16 protein-coding genes are annotated in these 18,371 nt (G+C 59.1%); 13 read left to right on the top strand and 3 right to left on the bottom strand.

Annotated elements, in window-relative coordinates; genetic code table 11:
- Nucleotide 1 precedes the first annotated feature (1 nt).
- Genes ACR0MS_RS13885 through ACR0MS_RS13875 form a run of 3 tightly spaced genes read left to right on the top strand, consistent with a single transcriptional unit; the run spans nt 2 to nt 3,777 of the window.
- Nucleotides 2-1,096: a microcin C ABC transporter permease YejB gene (locus tag ACR0MS_RS13885; protein ID WP_180887524.1), complete on the top strand. Its 1,095-nt coding sequence runs from the start codon at nt 2-4 to the stop codon at nt 1,094-1,096.
- Nucleotides 1,097-2,203 carry an ABC transporter permease gene (locus tag ACR0MS_RS13880; protein ID WP_480577786.1) on the top strand — a complete coding sequence of 369 codons (1,107 nt, stop codon included), beginning with the start codon at nt 1,097-1,099 and terminating at the stop codon, nt 2,201-2,203.
- Nucleotides 2,200-3,777 carry an ABC transporter ATP-binding protein gene (locus ACR0MS_RS13875; protein WP_480577783.1) on the top strand — a complete coding sequence of 526 codons (1,578 nt, stop codon included), beginning with the start codon at nt 2,200-2,202 and terminating at the stop codon, nt 3,775-3,777. Before ACR0MS_RS13880 ends, ACR0MS_RS13875 begins: the two co-directional genes overlap by 4 nt.
- Nucleotides 3,778-3,796: 19 nt before the next feature.
- Here the strand turns inward: ACR0MS_RS13875 and ACR0MS_RS13870 are convergent, their stop codons facing one another.
- On the bottom strand, nt 3,797-5,725 hold the full coding sequence (locus ACR0MS_RS13870; RefSeq protein WP_480577780.1) for an elongation factor G: 1,929 nt from the start codon (nt 5,723-5,725) through the stop codon (nt 3,797-3,799).
- A gap of 205 nt (nt 5,726-5,930) precedes the next feature.
- Nucleotides 5,931-7,286, bottom strand: a complete 1,356-nt coding sequence (gene hemN, locus ACR0MS_RS13865; protein WP_480577777.1) for an oxygen-independent coproporphyrinogen III oxidase — start codon at nt 7,284-7,286, stop codon at nt 5,931-5,933.
- 61 nt (nt 7,287-7,347) lie between these two features.
- On the opposite strand from hemN, the gene fnrL reads away from it, so the two are divergent.
- Complete coding sequence (fnrL, locus tag ACR0MS_RS13860) at nt 7,348-8,091, top strand: transcriptional regulator FnrL (RefSeq protein ID WP_480577773.1); 744 nt, start codon at nt 7,348-7,350, stop codon at nt 8,089-8,091.
- Between the two features lie 61 nt (nt 8,092-8,152).
- Nucleotides 8,153-8,407, top strand: coding sequence for a GlsB/YeaQ/YmgE family stress response membrane protein (locus ACR0MS_RS13855; protein WP_480577770.1), 255 nt, complete (start codon nt 8,153-8,155; stop codon nt 8,405-8,407).
- A gap of 37 nt (nt 8,408-8,444) precedes the next feature.
- On the opposite strand, the gene ACR0MS_RS13850 is transcribed toward ACR0MS_RS13855, so the two are convergent.
- Nucleotides 8,445-9,284, bottom strand: coding sequence for a universal stress protein (locus ACR0MS_RS13850; protein ID WP_480577767.1), 840 nt, complete (start codon nt 9,282-9,284; stop codon nt 8,445-8,447).
- Between the two features lie 196 nt (nt 9,285-9,480).
- Here ACR0MS_RS13850 and ccoN point away from each other — a divergent pair, with 196 nt between their 5' ends.
- From ccoN to ACR0MS_RS13810, 8 genes are all read left to right on the top strand, one after another.
- On the top strand, nt 9,481-11,088 hold the full coding sequence (gene ccoN / locus ACR0MS_RS13845; protein WP_480577764.1) for a cytochrome-c oxidase, cbb3-type subunit I: 1,608 nt from the start codon (nt 9,481-9,483) through the stop codon (nt 11,086-11,088).
- A gap of 14 nt (nt 11,089-11,102) precedes the next feature.
- The gene (gene ccoO / locus ACR0MS_RS13840) at nt 11,103-11,831 is read left to right on the top strand and encodes a cytochrome-c oxidase, cbb3-type subunit II (RefSeq protein ID WP_480577761.1); all 729 of its coding nucleotides are present in this window, start codon (nt 11,103-11,105) and stop codon (nt 11,829-11,831) included.
- Between the two features lie 11 nt (nt 11,832-11,842).
- Nucleotides 11,843-12,079: a cbb3-type cytochrome c oxidase subunit 3 gene (locus tag ACR0MS_RS13835; RefSeq protein ID WP_480577758.1), complete on the top strand. Its 237-nt coding sequence runs from the start codon at nt 11,843-11,845 to the stop codon at nt 12,077-12,079.
- Nucleotides 12,076-12,939, top strand: a complete 864-nt coding sequence (gene ccoP, locus ACR0MS_RS13830; RefSeq protein ID WP_480577755.1) for a cytochrome-c oxidase, cbb3-type subunit III — start codon at nt 12,076-12,078, stop codon at nt 12,937-12,939. The genes ACR0MS_RS13835 and ccoP overlap by 4 nt, the downstream gene beginning before the upstream one ends.
- Before the next feature lie 381 nt (nt 12,940-13,320).
- Nucleotides 13,321-14,196 (top strand): LysR family transcriptional regulator, encoded by an 876-nt coding sequence (locus ACR0MS_RS13825; RefSeq protein ID WP_480577752.1) that lies wholly within the window; start codon nt 13,321-13,323, stop codon nt 14,194-14,196.
- Nucleotides 14,197-14,297: 101 nt separating this feature from the next.
- On the top strand, nt 14,298-15,725 hold the full coding sequence (gene ccoG / locus ACR0MS_RS13820; RefSeq protein WP_480577749.1) for a cytochrome c oxidase accessory protein CcoG: 1,428 nt from the start codon (nt 14,298-14,300) through the stop codon (nt 15,723-15,725).
- 2 nt (nt 15,726-15,727) lie between these two features.
- Nucleotides 15,728-16,186, top strand: coding sequence for a FixH family protein (locus tag ACR0MS_RS13815; RefSeq protein WP_480577746.1), 459 nt, complete (start codon nt 15,728-15,730; stop codon nt 16,184-16,186).
- Between the two features lie 3 nt (nt 16,187-16,189).
- Nucleotides 16,190-18,367 carry a heavy metal translocating P-type ATPase gene (locus ACR0MS_RS13810; RefSeq protein WP_480577743.1) on the top strand — a complete coding sequence of 726 codons (2,178 nt, stop codon included), beginning with the start codon at nt 16,190-16,192 and terminating at the stop codon, nt 18,365-18,367.
- Nucleotides 18,368-18,371: the final 4 nt, after the last annotated feature.

Below are 18,371 nucleotides of genomic sequence, written 5' to 3'. Positions count from 1 at the left end.
CATGGGCGCCTATATACTAAGACGCCTGTTGCTGGTTATTCCCACGCTTCTGGGCATTATGATCGTCAACTTCACGCTGGTTCAGTTTGTACCGGGTGGGCCAATCGAACAGATCATCGCGCAGATCGAAGGGCAGGGGGACGTTTTCGCAGGCTTCGCCGGTGCCGGAGATGCCGGTGCCGCCGCCGAACCCGCCGGAGGTTCGTTTGACGACAAATACGTCGGCGCCCGGGGTTTGCCGCCGGAATTCATTGCAGAACTGGAAAAAGAGTTCGGGTTCGACAAGCCACCGCTGGAGCGGTTCCTGTCCATGATGGGCAACTACCTGACATTGGATTTTGGCGAGAGCTATTTCCGGTCGATCAGCGTCATTGATCTGGTCCTCGAAAAAATGCCTGTCTCGATCTCGCTGGGTCTGTGGTCGACGCTGATTGCCTATCTGGTGTCGATCCCGCTGGGCATTCGCAAGGCGATCAAGGACGGCTCGACCTTTGATACCTGGACAAGCGGGACGATCATCGTGGCCTATGCCATTCCCGGTTTCCTGTTCGCAATCCTGTTGCTGGTGCTGTTTGCCGGTGGGTCATATTGGCAGATTTTCCCGCTGCGGGGGCTGACATCGGACAATTGGGACAGCCTTAGCCTGATGGGAAAAATCGCCGACTATTTCTGGCATATCGCATTGCCGATTATCGCCCTGACCATTTCGGCCTTTGCGACCCTGACGCTGCTGACCAAGAACTCGTTCCTGGACGAGATCAAGAAACAGTATGTAATGACAGCCCGCGCCAAGGGCTTGAGCGAGGGCAAGGTGCTGTACGGGCACGTGTTCCGCAACGCCATGCTGATCGTGATCGCGGGATTCCCCGCGGTGTTCATCGGCGTGTTCTTTGGCGGGTCGATCATTATCGAAACGATCTTCTCGCTGGATGGTTTGGGCCGATTGGGGTTCGAAGCTGCCGTCGCGCGCGATTACCCGGTGATCTTTGGCACATTGTTTATCTTTGGTCTGATGGGGCTGGTTGTCGGCATCATCAGTGATCTGATGTATGTGCTGGTCGATCCGCGCATCGACTTTGAAAAGCGGGAGGGGTAGATGGCGCTTTCTCCGCTGAACCAACGCCGCTGGCGCAATTTCCGGCGCAATGGCCGGGCCTTTTGGTCGCTGATCATTTTCTCGATCCTGTTCGGCCTGTCGCTCTTTGCCGAATTCATCGCCAATGACAAACCGATCCTCGTGAAATACCGGGGCGAGTTCTACACGCCCGTCTTCAACTTCTACGCCGAAACCGAGTTTGGGGGCGACTTCCAGACCGAGGCGATCTATCGCGATCCCGAAGTGCGCTGCCTGATCGACAGCGGCGGGTTGGAACAATGTTTCGACGACCCCGAGGATATTATCGAACAGATCGACGCCGGTACGTTCCAAGCCGAAGGGTTCGAGCACGGATGGGCCATCTGGCCCCTGATCCCCTATTCCTTCAACACCAGCGTTGACCGGCCGGGTGCCGCACCGCTGCCGCCAAACGGCCATAACCTGCTGGGCACGGACGACACCAAGCGCGATGTTTTGGCGCGGGTGATTTATGGGTTCCGGCTGTCGATCCTGTTCACGCTGATGGTCACCGGCGTTGCCAGCCTGATCGGGATTTTCGCCGGAGCTATTCAGGGCTTCTTTGGCGGATGGCTGGACCTGATCTTCCAGCGGATCATCGAGATATGGTCCGCGACCCCCTCGCTTTATGTGATCATTATCATGTTTGCCATTCTGGGCCGAAGTTTCTGGTTGCTGGTCGCATTGATGATCCTGTTCAGTTGGACAGGGCTGGTCGGGGTTGTCCGGGCCGAATTCCTGCGGGCCCGGAACCTTGAATATGTGCGTGCGGCGCGGGCGCTGGGTGTGGGCAACATGACCATCATGTTCCGGCACATGTTGCCGAATGCGATGGTCGCGACGCTGACCTTCATGCCGTTTATCGTCACGGGAACCATTGGTGGGCTGGCCTCATTGGACTTCCTTGGCTTTGGCCTGCCATCATCGGCCCCCTCGCTAGGTGAGCTGACCTTGCAAGCAAAACAGAACCTGCAAGCCCCGTGGCTAGCGTTCACGGCGTTCTTTACCTTTGCCATCATGCTGTCGCTGCTGGTCTTCATTTTCGAAGGCGTGCGTGATGCGTTTGATCCCAGAAAGACCTTCTCATGAGCCTTTTGGATGTGAACAACCTCAAGGTCTCGTTCAAACAGGACGGGCAGGTCAGCGCGGCGGTCAAAGGCGTGTCGTTCACCGTCGACCGTGGTGAAACGGTCGCTCTGGTAGGTGAGTCCGGGTCGGGAAAATCCGTGACGGCCTTGTCGACAGTGTCTCTGCTGGGCGACAGCGCGATCGTCGACGGCTCGGTTCGCTATGACGGGAATGAGATGATTGGCGCGTCCGAGGACAGGCTGATGGATGTGCGCGGCAACGACATCAGCTTTATCTTTCAGGAGCCGATGACTTCGCTTAACCCGCTGCATACGATCCAGAAACAGATGGCGGAATCCCTGGCCCTGCATCAGGGTCTGACCGGCGACGCGGCACGTGACCGAATTGTCGAGCTGCTGACAAAAGTTGGTATCCGTGACCCGCAGGATCGTCTGGATAGCTATCCGCACCAGCTATCGGGCGGACAGCGGCAGCGCGTGATGATCGCGATGGCGCTGGCCAACAAGCCCGACATTCTGATCGCGGATGAACCGACAACGGCGCTGGATGTCACCATTCAGGCGCAGATCCTCGAACTGCTGGCCGAGTTGCAGAAATCCGAAAACATGGGAATGTTGTTCATCACCCATGACCTTGGCATCGTGCGCCGCATAGCCGACCGCGTGTGCGTGATGAAGGATGGTGAGATTGTCGAAACCGGCCCGACGGCCGAGATATTCGACAATCCACAACACCCTTATACCCGCAAGCTGCTGGCGGCCGAACCGTCCGGTCACCCGCAAGCGGTGGCTTCGGATGCAGAAGAGGTCGCGCGGACAGATCACCTCAAGGTCTGGTTCCCGATCCAGCGCGGATTTCTGAAGCGGACCGTGGGACACGTCAAGGCGGTTAACGACGCCACGCTCAGTGTGCGGGCGGGTGAGACGCTAGGGATTGTGGGCGAAAGCGGCTCGGGCAAGACAACGCTGGCGCTGGCGATCATGCGCCTGATTGCGTCTGAGGGTGGCATCACCTTCCGCGATCAGGATGTCCGGCGTTGGTCCACGCGAGAACTGCGGCGCCTGCGCAAGGACATGCAGATCGTGTTTCAGGACCCGTTCGGTAGCCTGAGCCCGCGTATGACCTGCCAGCAGATCATTGCCGAAGGTTTGGCAATTCACAAAGTCGACCCGCACCGCGCCCCGCGTGAACTGGTGACTGAGGTGATGACGGAAGTGGGGCTGGATCCGGCTGCAATGGACCGGTATCCGCACGAATTTTCAGGCGGGCAGCGTCAGCGGATCGCCATCGCGCGTGCGATGGTGTTGCGGCCTAAGCTGCTTGTTCTGGACGAACCGACCAGCGCGCTGGACATGACGGTGCAGGTTCAAATCGTCGACCTGCTGCGCGACCTTCAACGCAAATACGGGCTGGCCTATCTGTTCATCAGCCACGATCTAAAGGTCGTGCGTGCCATGTCCCATAACGTCATCGTCATGCGAAACGGTGATGTGGTTGAAATGGGCACGGCCGAGGATTTGTTTGAAAACGCACAGACGGATTACACCCGCGAATTGATTGCGGCGGCGGGCTGAAGCCCGCCCTACAATTTGCTCAGGCGCTGGCTTTTTCCTTAGCCACCGGTTTTGGTACCGGGCCGCGCAGTTCTTCATAATGATCAAAGCTCAGCTTGACCCAGCCGGTGCCGCGTGTGGCGCTGGCCAGACTGCGGTGCAGTTCATCCTCGGCAACTGCCGGAAGCTGCGCGTTGAAAATCTCCCACCCTGACGCGTTGGGATTGCCCTCAAAACCCAGAACCTGACCTTGAAGCGAACTGATCGTGGGCACCAGATCGCCCACGAAATCCGATGGCAGATGGATCTCGGCGATCAGGATCGGTTGCAACACCACGGGCTTGGCCTGTGGCAGCGCCTCGCGCACAGCGTTTTTTCCAGCGGTGCGGAAAGCATAATCCGAGCTGTCCACGTTGTGATGCTTGCCGTCGCTTAGCGTGATTTTCACATCGACAACCGGGAACCCCTCGGGGCCCTGTTCAAGCGCGTCCTTGGCCCCATGTTCGACCGAGGGGATATAGTTGCGCGGCACTGCGCCGCCCTTGACCACCTCTTCGAACTGGAAGCCCGATCCGCGCGGCATGGGCGCGACCGAGATGACGACATCGGCGAATTGCCCGGCCCCGCCGGACTGTTTGCGATGGCGGTGCCGATGCTCAATCGGCGTGCGAATGGTTTCCCGATATGCGGTTTCTACCGGATCGGTGAGGATTTCGATCCCGAAATCCTCGGCCAATTTCGCGCTGACGCGGCGCATATGCTGCGGCCCCTGTGACCCCAGAACTGAATGACCGCTAAGTTCGTCCTGCTCCATGTGCAGGCCGGGGTCAATCTCGACCAGTCGGGTCAGGGCATTGGACAATCGCACATCATCGCGCTCGTGCGCGGGTGAGACCACTTGACGATGGGCCGCTGGATGGGACAAGGCCCACTCGGGCAGGGGTGCGGCTTCTTTGCTGTCATAGAGATTACCGGGGTTCAGGTGATCAGACTTGACCGCCAAACCGATCTGACCCGCGCCCAGCTTGTCGATCTGGGTTTTTGCATCCAGTCCCGTGAGATTGCCAACGGTTTCACCTCCCAAAGGCTCATGAGCTTTTACGCCGTCTCCCAGTCCGCGAAGGACAATGATCTTGCCGATATGTTTTTTCACATCGGCAAAACCGGCGATCGCCCGCGCGTTTTCGGCGGCCTCGTCGCGACCGGCTGCGATATCAAACTCTGGCGCTTCGTGCCGCAAGGCTTTCATCAGGCGCGTCAGGCCGTTTCCATGGCTGGCGGAGCCCAGACAGGCGGGGATAAGCTGATGGTTCTGCAACACCTGCGCAGCAAGGTCATAAATCTCGGCGCTGGGGGGCTGTTTGTCTTCGATCAGTTGTTCGAGCAGGTTGTCGTCAAAGTCGGACAGAGTTTCTAAAAGCTCGGTTCGGGCTTCTTGTTCACGGTCTTCCACAGATTGGGGCAACTCGATCAGATTGGACGGTTTCCCCTCCTGGTATTTCCAGGCCCGCTCTGAGATCAGATCGACCGCGCCAACGATTGAGTCTCCTTCCCGGATGGGGACTTGCCGCAACGCGATGTGATGAACGCAATAGGTCTGTAGCGCCGCGATGATGTCCCGAATGCGCCCGTTTGGGCTGTCCATCCGGTTGATGAACAGAAAGCAGGGAATCCCGGCCTCTTCCACCAACCTCAGGTAAGGGGCGCACAGAACGGCGGCGTCCGGGTCCGGGGGCACAACCACAACTGCCGCATCGGAAATGGCCATGGCCGGGCCGACATAGCCCAGGTTATCCCCGCCGCCATCGACGTCAACGGCGCACCATTGCTCGCCCAAATAAGAAAAACCGTGCAGATGCACGGTTCCGGATACGTCGAATGTGGTGGGTCGACCGTCGAGGCGGCTAATGGCCTCGACCAGGGTTGTCTTGCCCGACTGACTGGGGCCGAGGACGGTGAAAACGCGCATGAGTGCTGTCCCTCTTTCAGGTTGCAGTAATACCTGCACGAAAAGGGCCGTCCCACGCGGATGCGTCGGCAAGAACTGTCTGCGAATTCACCTGCCTCAGGGTGCGGATCGCACACCCCGAGTGTGGAGAAAATCAGATACCTGCGTCAAGCCCCTGCGCGAATGTCACGGTGGCAGCCCGCAGAGCCTGCCCAAACGCGAGACATCAGATCGCCGAGCTGTGCCCTGCCTTGCTGAGGTCATAGGCGTCGAAACTGCGGGCAATCATCCGGGTCAGCGGGCGGGCCTCGGGTGGAATAAACAACCCTTCATCCGAAACGCGCAGCAGGTTGTCGAACGCGGCATTGGCCGTTTGGTACATCTGATTCAGTTCAGCGGCTGTGACATCGTGATCGCGCAGGATTTCGGCCGAATTGATCTGGAAGTCGCACATCAAGGCCTCGATCAGGCGCGAGCGCAGCACGTCCTGCCCTTTGAACATATGCCCTCGGGACGTCGAGAAGCGCCCCTCGCGGATCGCTTTCGTGTGGGCCGACGTTGCGGGTGCGTTCTGGGCGTAGCCCTGCGGAAAGCGCGAGATGGAACTCGCCCCGACACCGATCAACACTTCGGCCTGATCGTCGGTATACCCCTGGAAATTTCGCTTGAGCCGCCCAGCTTTCAAGGCATGGGTCAGGCCGTCATCCTGCGTAGCAAAGTGGTCAATTCCGATTTCCGCGTAATTGTCCCACATGAAAAGGCGACGAGCCGTGTCGAAAAGGTCCAGCCGCTGTTCCGGCGTGGGCAGAGCATCCGACGGGATCAGCTGCTGTCGCTTGGCCATCCATGGCACATGGGCGTATCCATAAAGCGCCACACGATCCGGGCTGAGAGACAGAAGCTTTTGCACGCTTTCGGTCATTCGCGTTTTGGTCTGATGTGGCAGGCCGAACAGAATGTCTGCGTTCAGGCTGGAGATCCCGCGTGCGCGGATCATCTCAACCGCGTTGCGCGTGGTGTCATAGCTTTGAATCCGGCCAATGGTTTTCTGGATTTCATCGTCGAAGTCCTGAACCCCGATCGACGCCCGGTTCATACCCGCCTCGGCCAGCGCATCCAGCCGGTTCTCGTCAATTTCGTTCGGGTCGATCTCTACCGAGAATTCTGCGTCAGCGCCCAAGGGAACCACATCCAGAATATGAGCCGCGAGATCGCGCATCAGGTCCGGGTTCAGCAATGTGGGCGTGCCGCCGCCCCAATGCAGGCGCGACAGAGTCACCCCTTGGGGAAGGCGCGCGGCCAGCAGATCCAGTTCGGCTTTCAGCACGTCCACATAGGCAATGACCGGATTGTCGGTTTGGGTGCCTTGCGTGCGGCAGGCACAGAACCAGCAGAGCCTGCGACAGAACGGAACGTGGATGTACAAAGAGATGGCGCTGCCGGGTTTGATCTGGGAAATCCAGTCGCCATAGCGATTTTCCCCCACGTCATTGTTGAAGTGGGGGGCGGTTGGATAGCTTGTGTAACGCGGTACTTTCGCGTCAAATAGTCCAAGCTGTGCCAGTTGTGGTTTAACTATCATGCCGATACCGTTAGAGGACGGCTCGCAAATAAACCTTGATAGAGATCAAGTGGAAACGCGCATGACACCGATGTTCAAGATCGACCATACCAATTGTGCCGACTGCCCGATTCGACACCGGGCAGTGTGCGCGCATTGCGACGCCCATGAGCTGGAAGAGCTTGAAGGTATTAAGTATTACCGCAGCTTCGAGGCGGGCCAGACGATCCTGTGGTCCGGGGATCAGATGAATTTCGTGGGCTCGGTCGTGTCGGGTATCGCGTCTTTGACCCAAACGATGGAAGACGGCCGTACTCAGATGGTCGGACTTTTGCTGCCCAGCGATTTTGTGGGTCGTCCCGGCCGCGATTCGGCACCTTACGACGTGCAAGCCACGACCGATCTGGTGATGTGTTGCTTTCGCAAGAAACCCTTCGAAGAGATGATGAACGAAACCCCGCATATCGCTCATCGCCTGTTGCAGATGACGCTGGATGAACTGGATGCGGCCCGCGAATGGATGCTGGTGCTGGGGCGTAAAACTGCCCGCGAAAAAATCGCCAGCCTGCTGTCCATCATCGCGCGCCGGGATGCTTCGATCAGCCAAGAGGGGAATGCCGATCCGATCGTCTTTGATCTGCCGCTGACCCGCGAGGCGATGGCGGATTACCTTGGTTTGACACTGGAAACGGTCAGCCGTCAGATTTCGGCGTTGAAACGGGACGGCGTCATTACCCTTGAGGGCAAGCGTCACGTGACTATCCCCGATATGGGGCGTCTGATGGAAGAAGCTGGCGACGATTCAGACGGCGGATTTCTGGTCTGACGTGACCTGACGCGGCAGTCGTGGTTTAGTGGCCTGAGTTCAATCAGTTCAGGAGTAAACCATGGAATTCAGCAGCCTACTGGCCATGATCTTCATCGGTGCCATTGCCGGTTGGCTTTCCGGCAAGATCATGGAAGGCCGGGGTTTCGGCCTGTTTGGAAACATCATCGTCGGAGTTGTCGGAGCGTTTCTGGCGGGAACGATTTTTCCGGCGCTTGGCTTTTCGGTCGGAGGTGGCGTGTTCTCGTCGATTTTCTTTGCCACGGTGGGCGCAGTCATTCTGCTGTTCCTGATTGGCCTTGTAAGACGAGGGTAAAAAAACCGCCCCTTGGGGCGGTTTTTTTAGGCTGGCTTCAATGCGCCAAGAACACGGGAACGGAAGATTGTTCCAGCATGTTTCGCGTTGCACCGCCCAGAATAGCCTCTCGGAACCGCGAATGACCGTAGGCGCCCATGACGATCATGTCGGCTTCGGTGTCCGAGGCATGGCGATTCAGGATGTCTGATACACGCGTCATGGTTTTGCTGAGCACGTCGATTTCACACTTCACCCCGTGCCGAGCCAGCATTTGCGACAACAAGCCGCCCGGATCGGACCGGTCCGGCCCGTGGCGCGGCGGGTCGATCACGACGATCCGCACAAGCTCGGCCTGTTTCAGGAAGGGTAGGGCGCGACGAATGGCGCGCATGGCCTCAACGCTTTCGTTCCAACCGATCAGAATCGTGCCCGGCCGTTCGAACGGCTGCGCGTTTTCCGGGGTGATGAGAACGGGCGCGTGTCCCTCGAACATGGCGGCTTCGACGATGGGTTCACATTCGGCGCCCCGGTCTTCGCCATAGGGCTGGGGCAGAACAACCAGATCCGAGAACCGCGCGCGATGGGCGACATGACGTCCGATATCGGCAATCTGCGCCACGCCGCTTTCAGCCGACCACCGAACACCGGACTTCCCCAGAAACGTGTTGGCATATTCCAGCACGTCTTCGGATTCCGCGTTGGCGCGGCTCAGTGTTTCCTGCAAGATCAGGGCGTTTGCGCCTGCATAGTAATACCCTGTCTGACTACGATCCACGCCCAGGCACAATGCCTCGGCATGGGCGTCTTGTGCCAATGCAAGTGCCGCCATCTGCGAGAGGGCCGCATTTGATTGTTCGGTATCCGTCATTACAGTGAGAAGAGATTTGTAAGCCATTGTTGACCTCTTACCTTCGTGCCGTCGCTACCTGCGACTTTCCAGCTCAGTCGTTTCTTTAGGATTGTCATAGTATTCGACCTCCTGTCTTGACACAGATCAAAGCAGTTTAAGCGGCTGTCCGACAAAAGAGCAGCCAGTCAAAAAGGTTCTGCGATATAAGAGAATCGCGCAGAGCATGGCAAAGGGACGCAATATGTCAAATTACATCAAGCTGATCGTGCTTGGTCTTATCGTGGTTTTTGCCGCGATCGGGACCAATTATGCACGCGATTTGGCGTATCAGGTGCATGCAATTCTGGTGATGCTGATCGCCGGCGGATTGTTCATCTGGACGCTTAGAAACACCGATGAGCCAGATATCCTCGTGGACCGCTCGGCCGAGTATATGGACGGCGTGATCCGCTATGGCGTGATCGCGACTGCCTTCTGGGGCGTGATCGGGTTCATCGCCGGAACATTCATCGCCTTTCAATTGGCCTTTCCCGCGCTGAATTTCGAATGGGCGCAGGGCTATCTGAACTTTGGCCGGTTGCGTCCACTGCATACATCTGCGGTGATTTTTGCCTTTGGCGGCAACGCTTTGATCGCAACCTCGTTCTACGTGGTGCAGCGCACCAGCGCCGCGCGTCTGTGGGGCGGCAACCTGGCGTGGTTCGTGTTCTGGGGGTATCAGCTGTTCATCGTCCTGGCCGCGACCGGCTATGTTCTGGGTGGTACACAGTCCAAGGAATACGCCGAACCCGAATGGTATGTTGACCTGTGGCTGACCATCGTCTGGGTTGCGTATCTGGCCGTTTTCCTCGGCACGGTCGTGAAACGGAAAGAGCCGCATATTTACGTGGCCAACTGGTTCTACCTGGCCTTTATCGTCACCGTCGCTATGCTGCACGTGGTCAACAACCTGACCATCCCGGTCAGCATCTGGGGATCGAAATCGGTCATCGTCTGGTCGGGCGTGCAAGACGCCATGATCCAGTGGTGGTACGGCCACAACGCTGTGGGCTTCTTCCTGACTGCGGGCTTCCTGGGCATGATGTATTACTTCATCCCCAAACAGGCGGAACGTCCGGTTTTCAGCTACAAGCTGTCGATCATCCACTTCTGGGCGCTGATCTTCCTGTACATCTGGGCCGGTCCGCACCACCTGCACTATACCGCGCTGCCTGACTGGGCTTCGACGCTGGGCATGGTGTTCTCGGTCGTCCTATGGATGCCGTCCTGGGGTGGTATGATCAACGGTCTGATGACGCTCTCGGGTGCATGGGACAAGCTGCGCACCGACCCGATCATCCGTATGATGGTCATCTCGGTCGGCTTCTACGGCATGTCCACTTTTGAAGGTCCGATGATGTCGATCCGTGCTGTGAACAGCCTGTCTCACTATACCGACTGGACCATTGGTCACGTGCACTCGGGCGCGTTGGGCTGGAATGGTATGATCACCTTTGGTGCGCTGTACTTCCTGGTGCCTGTCCTGTGGAAGCGTGAGCGTCTGTATTCGCTGCAGATGGTCAGCTGGCACTTCTGGCTCGCCACGATCGGTATCGTTCTGTATGCCGCGTCGATGTGGGTCACCGGTATCATGGAAGGCCTGATGTGGCGTGAAGTGGATGCCAACGGCTTCCTGGTGAACTCGTTCGCTGACACCGTGGCTGCAAAGTTCCCGATGTATGTGGTGCGTGCGCTGGGCGGTGTGCTCTACGTCGCGGGCGGCTTGATCATGTGCTACAACCTGTGGATGACAGTGCGGAAGGCACCGGCTAAAGAAGCCAGCCTGTCCGTCGCGGTCCCGGCTGAATAAGGAGGGCCGGAGCAATGGCAATTCTCGACAAACATAAGATCCTCGAGACCAACGCGACCCTCCTACTGGTGTTCAGCTTTCTGGTCGTGACCATCGGTGGCATCGTTCAGATCACCCCGCTGTTCTACCTTGAGAACACGATCGAGAAGGTGGAGGGCATGCGTCCCTACACCCCTCTCGAAATGGCGGGTCGTGAAATCTATCTGCGCGAAGGCTGCTATGTCTGCCACAGCCAGATGATCCGCCCGATGCGGGACGAGGTCGAGCGCTATGGCCACTACTCGCTGGCGGCTGAGTCGATGTATGACCACCCGTTCCAATGGGGATCGAAACGCACCGGGCCTGATCTGGCCCGTGTGGGTGGCCGTTACTCGGACCAGTGGCACGTGGACCATCTGCGTGATGCACAATCGGTGGTGCCGGAATCGGTCATGCCCAAATATGGCTTCCTCGAGCACCGCAAGCTGGACGGCAAGTATATCGGCGACATCATGGCTGCAAACGCGGTCGTGGGCACGCCCTATACCGAAGAAATGCTGGCCAACGCCGAGGCGGACTTCCGTGCGCAAGCCGATCCGGACAGCGATTATGACGGACTGCTCGAGCGGTATGGTGACAAGGTCAACGTGCGCAACTTCGATGGTCAACCTGAACTGACCGAAGCCGACGCGCTGATCGCTTATCTGCAGATGCTGGGAACGCTGGTCGATTTCTCGACCTTCACCCCGGATCCGAGCCGCTAAAGGAGGGTGTGATGGAAGAATACACAATCCTCAGGCAGTTCGCGGATAGCTGGATGTTGCTGCTGTTGTTTGTCTTCTTTGTTGGCATCGTGCTCTGGGTTTTCCGCCCGGGTGCCAGCAAGGAATACAAAGACACCGCCAACATCCCCTTCCGGCACGCAGACGCACCAGTGCCCCTCCGGGGCGACGACAAAGCTGCGCCCCTAGGGGGCGACAATCCCGCCACACCCAAGGAGGCGCGGCCATGAGCAAGACACCTGAAAAACTGCCGGGTGATCCGAAGACAACCGGTCACAGCTGGGACGGTCTCGAAGAATTTGACAACCCGATGCCCCGCTGGTGGCTGTGGACTTTCTACGTCACGATTATCTGGGGCGTGATTTATACGATCATGTATCCGGCGTGGCCGTTGGTGCAATCAGCGACCGCTGGCGTTCTTGGCTGGTCCTCACGTGCGCTGGTGCAGGAAGAGATGGTTGCCTTCCAGGAGGCCAACGCGCCCTGGAACGCCAAGCTGGTGGAAACGCCGCTTGAGGACATCTCGAAGGATCCTGAGTTGCAGCAATTCGCGGTAAACTCGGGTGGCGCGGTGTTCCGCACCTGGTGTGCACAGTGCCATGGTTCCGGTGCGCAGGGCGCACCCGGCTTCCCGAACCTGCTGGATGACGCGTGGCTGTGGGGCGGTACGCTCGAAGATATCGAGTTCACTATTGCCCACGGCATTCGGAACGAGGAAAGCGACGATGCGCGCTATTCCGAGATGCCGGCCTTTGGCGAGATTCTCGAGAAAGAAGAGATCACGCAGGTGGTTCAGTACGTCATGTCTCTGAGCAACGCTCAGACGGATGACGCGGCGGCGCAGGCGGGCAAGGTTGTTTTCGAGGACAACTGTGCTGCGTGTCACGGTGAAGACGGCACGGGTGACGTATTACAGGGTGCGCCGAGCTTGACCGACGCGATCTGGCTCTATGGCGGCAGCGAGGAAGCTCTGATCGAGACGGTCACTTACAGCCGCTTCGGTGTCATGCCCGCCTGGGAAAACCGTCTGACCGAGGCGCAGATTCGCGCCGTGACTGCCTATGTCCACCAGTTGGGTGGCGGTCAGTAAGGTTTGAAGAATACCTTCGGACGGTTCGCCGCCCGAAGGTTGAGGCACCGGCTGTTCCATCTGTTCGCGCGTTTCCTGAACAGCCGGTGCTAATTTTCCAGATTACTAGTCGCGAATAATGCAGTCCAGATGCACCTTTTCGTGCGCTGGGCTTTTTCTTTTCCAATGATCATGTGCGGGCCACTGCTTTGACCGCGACCCTACGCGGGGTTTGTCGATACGTTCACTGCGATCTCTGGTTTGAGTAGCGATCATGAAGCTTCTTGCAAGGATTGAGAGCATTTTGCCTCTCCTTTCCGGTTTGTGCATGCAGAAAAGATTGAACTTCCGGCCGAAAAATGCGACTCAATTACAATTCGATTGTGTAAGCAGGGCTTACAGATGAACTGGATGAAAATGCCACCCCTGGCCTCGCTTCGGGCATTTTCGGCCTTTGCCGAGGCTGAGAATATTGTCCAAGCTGGTGCTGCGTTGAATGTCAGCCACGCAGCTATCAGTCAGCAGTTGCGGGTTTTGGAGAGGCACCTGGGCGTTTCGTTGCTGGATCGGTCAGGAAAATCCATGACCCTGACCCCCGAGGGTGAAACGCTGGCACGCGCGGTCCGGCTGGGGTTTGGCGCAATCGGAGCAGCCATTGCGGACCTGACGCAAACAGATCAGGACCGTCCCGTCCATGTTTCGCTGACGCCCTCTTTCGCAGCGTCCTGGCTGATGCCGCGCCTGCCTGCCTTTCAAGCTGAATTCCCGAACATTCCTCTGGCCCTGGACCCGACGCCGAAACTCGTCAATCCAAGCCCCGGAGGTGTGGACGTGGCGATACGTTACGGTGGCGGAGATTGGTCCGGCATTGCCTCGGACTTGCTGCTGAGCAGCCCCATCGTGATCGTCGCGGCGCGGAACTTGCTTGGGGACCGGTCCGATTGGACGCCGCAGGAATTAAGCCAGCTCCCGTGGTTGGAAGAGTTGGGGACCACCGAAGCCACAACCTGGCTGGCGCGGCACGGCGTCGAACACGGTCCGCGTGCAGGGCGGATCGCCTTGCCCGGAAATCTTATGCTGGACGCGTTGCGCGCCGGTCAGGGCGTAACTGTCACGGCGCGTCATTTTGTCGGGGCCGACATCGCGTCGGGGCAGCTTGTGGAACTGTTTTGCGAGCCGGAAAATAGCGGTTATCATATTGTAACGGGTGATTTCCCACTTCGCCCGGCTGCCAAGACCTTTGTCCGTTGGCTTCGGGCGCAGTCCGCGGTGCTGTGACAAAAGGTGTCTGTACGATGCGCTTTTGACCCATGTCAAAGAGACTACCTTTGTGATCTGGGACAAGACGCGAAAAACATAGCCACATCTGGAGCCAGCCCGTGAGCGATTCCGACCCCGCCCCCAGCTTATACGCCGCAAGGGAGCCCATTTTTCCCCGGCGTGTATCCGGGCCATTTCGTAACCTGAAATGGATCATCATGGCTGTCACGCTGGGCATCTACTACGTGACGCCGTGGATCAGATGGGACCGTGGGCCAAGCCTGCCGGATCAGGCGGTGCTGCTGGATCTGGCCAATCGCCGTTTCTATTTCTTCTGGATCGAAATTTGGCCGCACGAGTTCTATTTCGTTGCAGGTCTATTGATCATGGCCGGGTTGGGGTTGTTCCTGTTCACCTCGGCATTGGGCCGTGTCTGGTGCGGCTATGCCTGTCCACAGACGGTTTGGACAGACCTGTATATTCTGGTCGAGCGCTGGATTGAGGGTGATCGAAACGCGCGCCTGCGTCTGCACCGGCAAGAGAAGCTGGACTTCCGCAAGGCGCGGCTGCGCGTGACGAAGTGGACCGTCTGGCTGCTGATCGGTTTGGCGACCGGTGGGGCATGGGTGTTCTATTTCGCCGACGCGCCGACGCTTCTGCGTGATCTGGTGACCGGCAATGCACACCCGGTGGCCTATACCACGATGCTGATCCTGACCGGCACGACCTTCCTGTTTGGTGGCTTCGCGCGCGAACAGATCTGTATCTATGCCTGCCCCTGGCCGCGTATTCAGGCGGCGATGATGGACGAGGATACTCTGGTCGTAGGCTACCGCGAATGGCGGGGTGAGCCACGCGGTAAGGGCAAGCGTACTGCTGAGTCCGAGTTGGGGGATTGCATCGACTGCATGGCCTGCGTGAATGTCTGCCCGGTTGGGATCGATATCCGCGACGGGCAGCAACTTGAATGCATCACCTGTGCGCTTTGCATCGACGCCTGTGATGACATGATGGCCAAGATCGGCAAACCGCGCGGCCTGATCGACTATATGGCGCTGAGCGATGAAACCAACGAGCGCGCGGGCAAGCCGCCTCGGAACGTCTGGAAGCATATTCTGCGTCCCCGGACGATCATGTATACAGGGATGTGGGCTGCGGTCGGCTTTGCGCTGTTGTTTGCGCTGTTCATACGGCCCGATATTGATCTGACCGTGGCGCCCGTTCGGAACCCGACCTTTGTGACCCTGTCCGACGGTACGATCCGCAACACCTATGACGTGCGCCTGCGCAACAAACATGGCGAAGAACGGCCGTTCAAGCTGACGCTGACGGGGGACCCGGCCCTTCAGGTTCAGATCGAGGGCAATGACGGTGACACTGTCATTGTCGCTGCGGATACGGCACAATTGACGCGCGTCTATATCGTGGCCTCTGGTGGAACCGGCCCGGCGTCGACCGACGTTACCCCGGTGCGCATCTGGGTCGAAGACCTGCAAAGCGGAGAGCGTGCCTACAAGGACACCACCTTTAACGGGCAAGGGAACTGAACATGGCCGAACGTAAATTCACCGGCAAACATGCCCTGGCCGTCTTTGTGGCCGCATTTGGCGTGATCATCGCGGTAAACCTTGTGCTGGCCTACAGCGCGGTGAAGACTTTTCCGGGGCTTGAGGTCAAGAACTCTTACGTCGCCAGTCAGGAGTTTAACGAACGCCTGCAGGAGCATCAGGCGCTGGGATGGGATATCCGTGCTGAATTGTCTGGTGGGCTTTTGATCCTGCACATTTCAGACCAGACCGGTGCGCCAGTCGAAGTGGCCGAGTTGCAGGCCGTCGTTGGACGGGCCACGCATGTAAAGGAAGATTTCTCGCCGGATTTCACCTTTGATGGCACGGCGTATGCAACGCCCGCGTCGCTGGGCAAGGGAAACTGGAACATCCGTTTGGTCGCAAAAGATCGCAGCGGGGCTGAGTTCGCTCAGCGCGTGCCGCTGTATGTAAAGGGATAGGCAATGACGGCGCAGCTTTCATCTGGCACGGTCGCCTGTCCGGGTTGCATTGCAAGCCCTGCGGAACCCGCGCGCCCGATCCCGGAAGATGTGCAGATTGCACTGTCGCTGCCGGGCATCCATTGCTCGGCCTGTATCGCTACGGTCGAGCGGGAACTGAATGCCCATCCCGGCGTGGAAGTTGCGCGCGTCAACCTGACCCTGAAACGCGCGATGGTCAAAGCGGCACCGGTTTTGTCTGCGGCTGACCTGATCCCGGTTCTGGAAAACGCGGGCTATGAAGCGCATGAGCTGGACCCCGGTGCGCTGTCTGCGACGCAAGCGGACAAGGCGGGACGCGACCTGCTGATGCGGCTGGCGGTGGCCGGGTTTGCGTCGATGAACGTGATGTTGCTGTCGGTCTCGGTCTGGTCGGGGGCAGCGGACGCGACACGGGACATGTTTCACTGGATTTCCGCGGCGATTGCGCTGCCTGCGATTGCGTTCTCTGCGCAGCCCTTCTTTGCGAATGCGTGGTCGGCTTTGCGGGTGCGCCGTCTGAACATGGACGTGCCGATCGTGCTGGCGATCTTGCTGGCGCTGGTTACGTCGCTTTGGGAAACCGCGCTCAGCGGTAAGCACGCCTATTTCGACGCCGCACTGACGCTGACCTTCTTCCTGCTGGCCGGGCGTTATCTGGATTATCGCACACGCGCCGCCGCGCGATCTGCGGCTGAGGAATTGACCGCGCTGGAAGTCCCCCGCGCCATCTGCGTGGTGGACGGGGTCGAGGAAGAAGTCGCCGTTGCCACACTGAACGTCGGCGACCTGATCCTTGTCCGCCCCGGTGGGCGGATGCCTGTGGATGGAGAAATTGTCTCGGGCCAGTCCGAACTGGACCGGTCCCTGCTGACCGGGGAAACCCTGCCGGTCTTTGCCGAAGCGGGCGCGGCGGTCAGCGCAGGTGAGGTCAACCTGACCGGTCCCCTGACCATTCGCGCGACGGCAGTGGGGGAGGATACCTCGCTGCACCGTATGGCAGATCTGGTGGCCATCGCTGAATCTGGCCGGTCGCGCTACACCTCGCTGGCGGACAAGGCGGCCAAGCTTTACGCGCCCGGTGTGCATATCCTGTCGGCGCTCAGCTTTGTGGGATGGTATATCTACTCCGGCGACGTGCGGACGGCGCTGAACATCGCCGCCGCCGTGCTGATCATCACCTGCCCCTGTGCGTTGGGTCTGGCGGTGCCTGCGGTGACCACGGCGGCCTCGGGGCGGTTGTTCCGCCAGGGGATGCTGATCAAACATTCCACCGCACTGGAGCGCCTGGCCGAGGTGGATACGGTCGTCTTCGACAAAACCGGTACGCTGACTTCTGGCACACCCGAGCTGACCAACCTGGGCGATCATTCCCGCGCGGATCTTGAGATTGCGCTGGCTTTGGCCGAAGCGTCCTCGCACCCTTTGTCCGTCGCCTTGACACAGGCCGCGCGTGAGGCGGGGATCAAACCCGCCACGTTGAAAGACATCACCGAGGTTCCGGGTTACGGCACCGAAGGCACTTACCACGGCCAACGCGTCCGCCTTGGGCGGGCGGCATGGACCGGCGGCGAGGCAGGCGACCAGACCGCCGCGTGGTTCTCCATCGCAGGGCAGGCACCCGTGGCTTTCCTGTTCTCGGACAGCCTGCGCCCCGGCGCTGCCGAGGCGGTGCAAGCGTTCCGCGATGCAGGCAAAGAGATCATCCTGATTTCCGGCGATACCCAAGGCGCGGTTCAGGCGCTGGCGGATAAGCTGGGCATCCAGAAATGGATCGCGCAGGCTCTGCCGCAGGATAAGGCCAAGCATGTCGAGGTGCTGCGCGAGCAGGGCCATCACGTGCTGATGGTGGGCGACGGGTTGAACGACACGGCGGCGCTGGCGGCGGCGCATGTGTCGATCTCTCCGGCCTCGGCTTTGGATGCGGCGCGGGTGACATCCGATATCGTCCTGCTGGGCAATGACCTGTCGCCGATCTCTGACGCCTGTGACACGGCGATCAAAGCGACGAAGCGGATTCGCGAGAACTTTCGCATCGCGACTGTCTATAATATCATCGCGGTGCCGCTTGCGGTGGCGGGTCTGGCCACACCCCTGATTGCGGCGCTGGCGATGTCGACCTCGTCGATCACCGTGTCTCTGAACGCGCTGCGTGTAAGGTAAAGCG

Source organism: Ruegeria sp. CJ2 (genome assembly GCF_056536745.1).
Note: the sequence above shows the minus strand (reverse complement) of the source record. Positions and strands in the feature narration are given on the sequence as shown.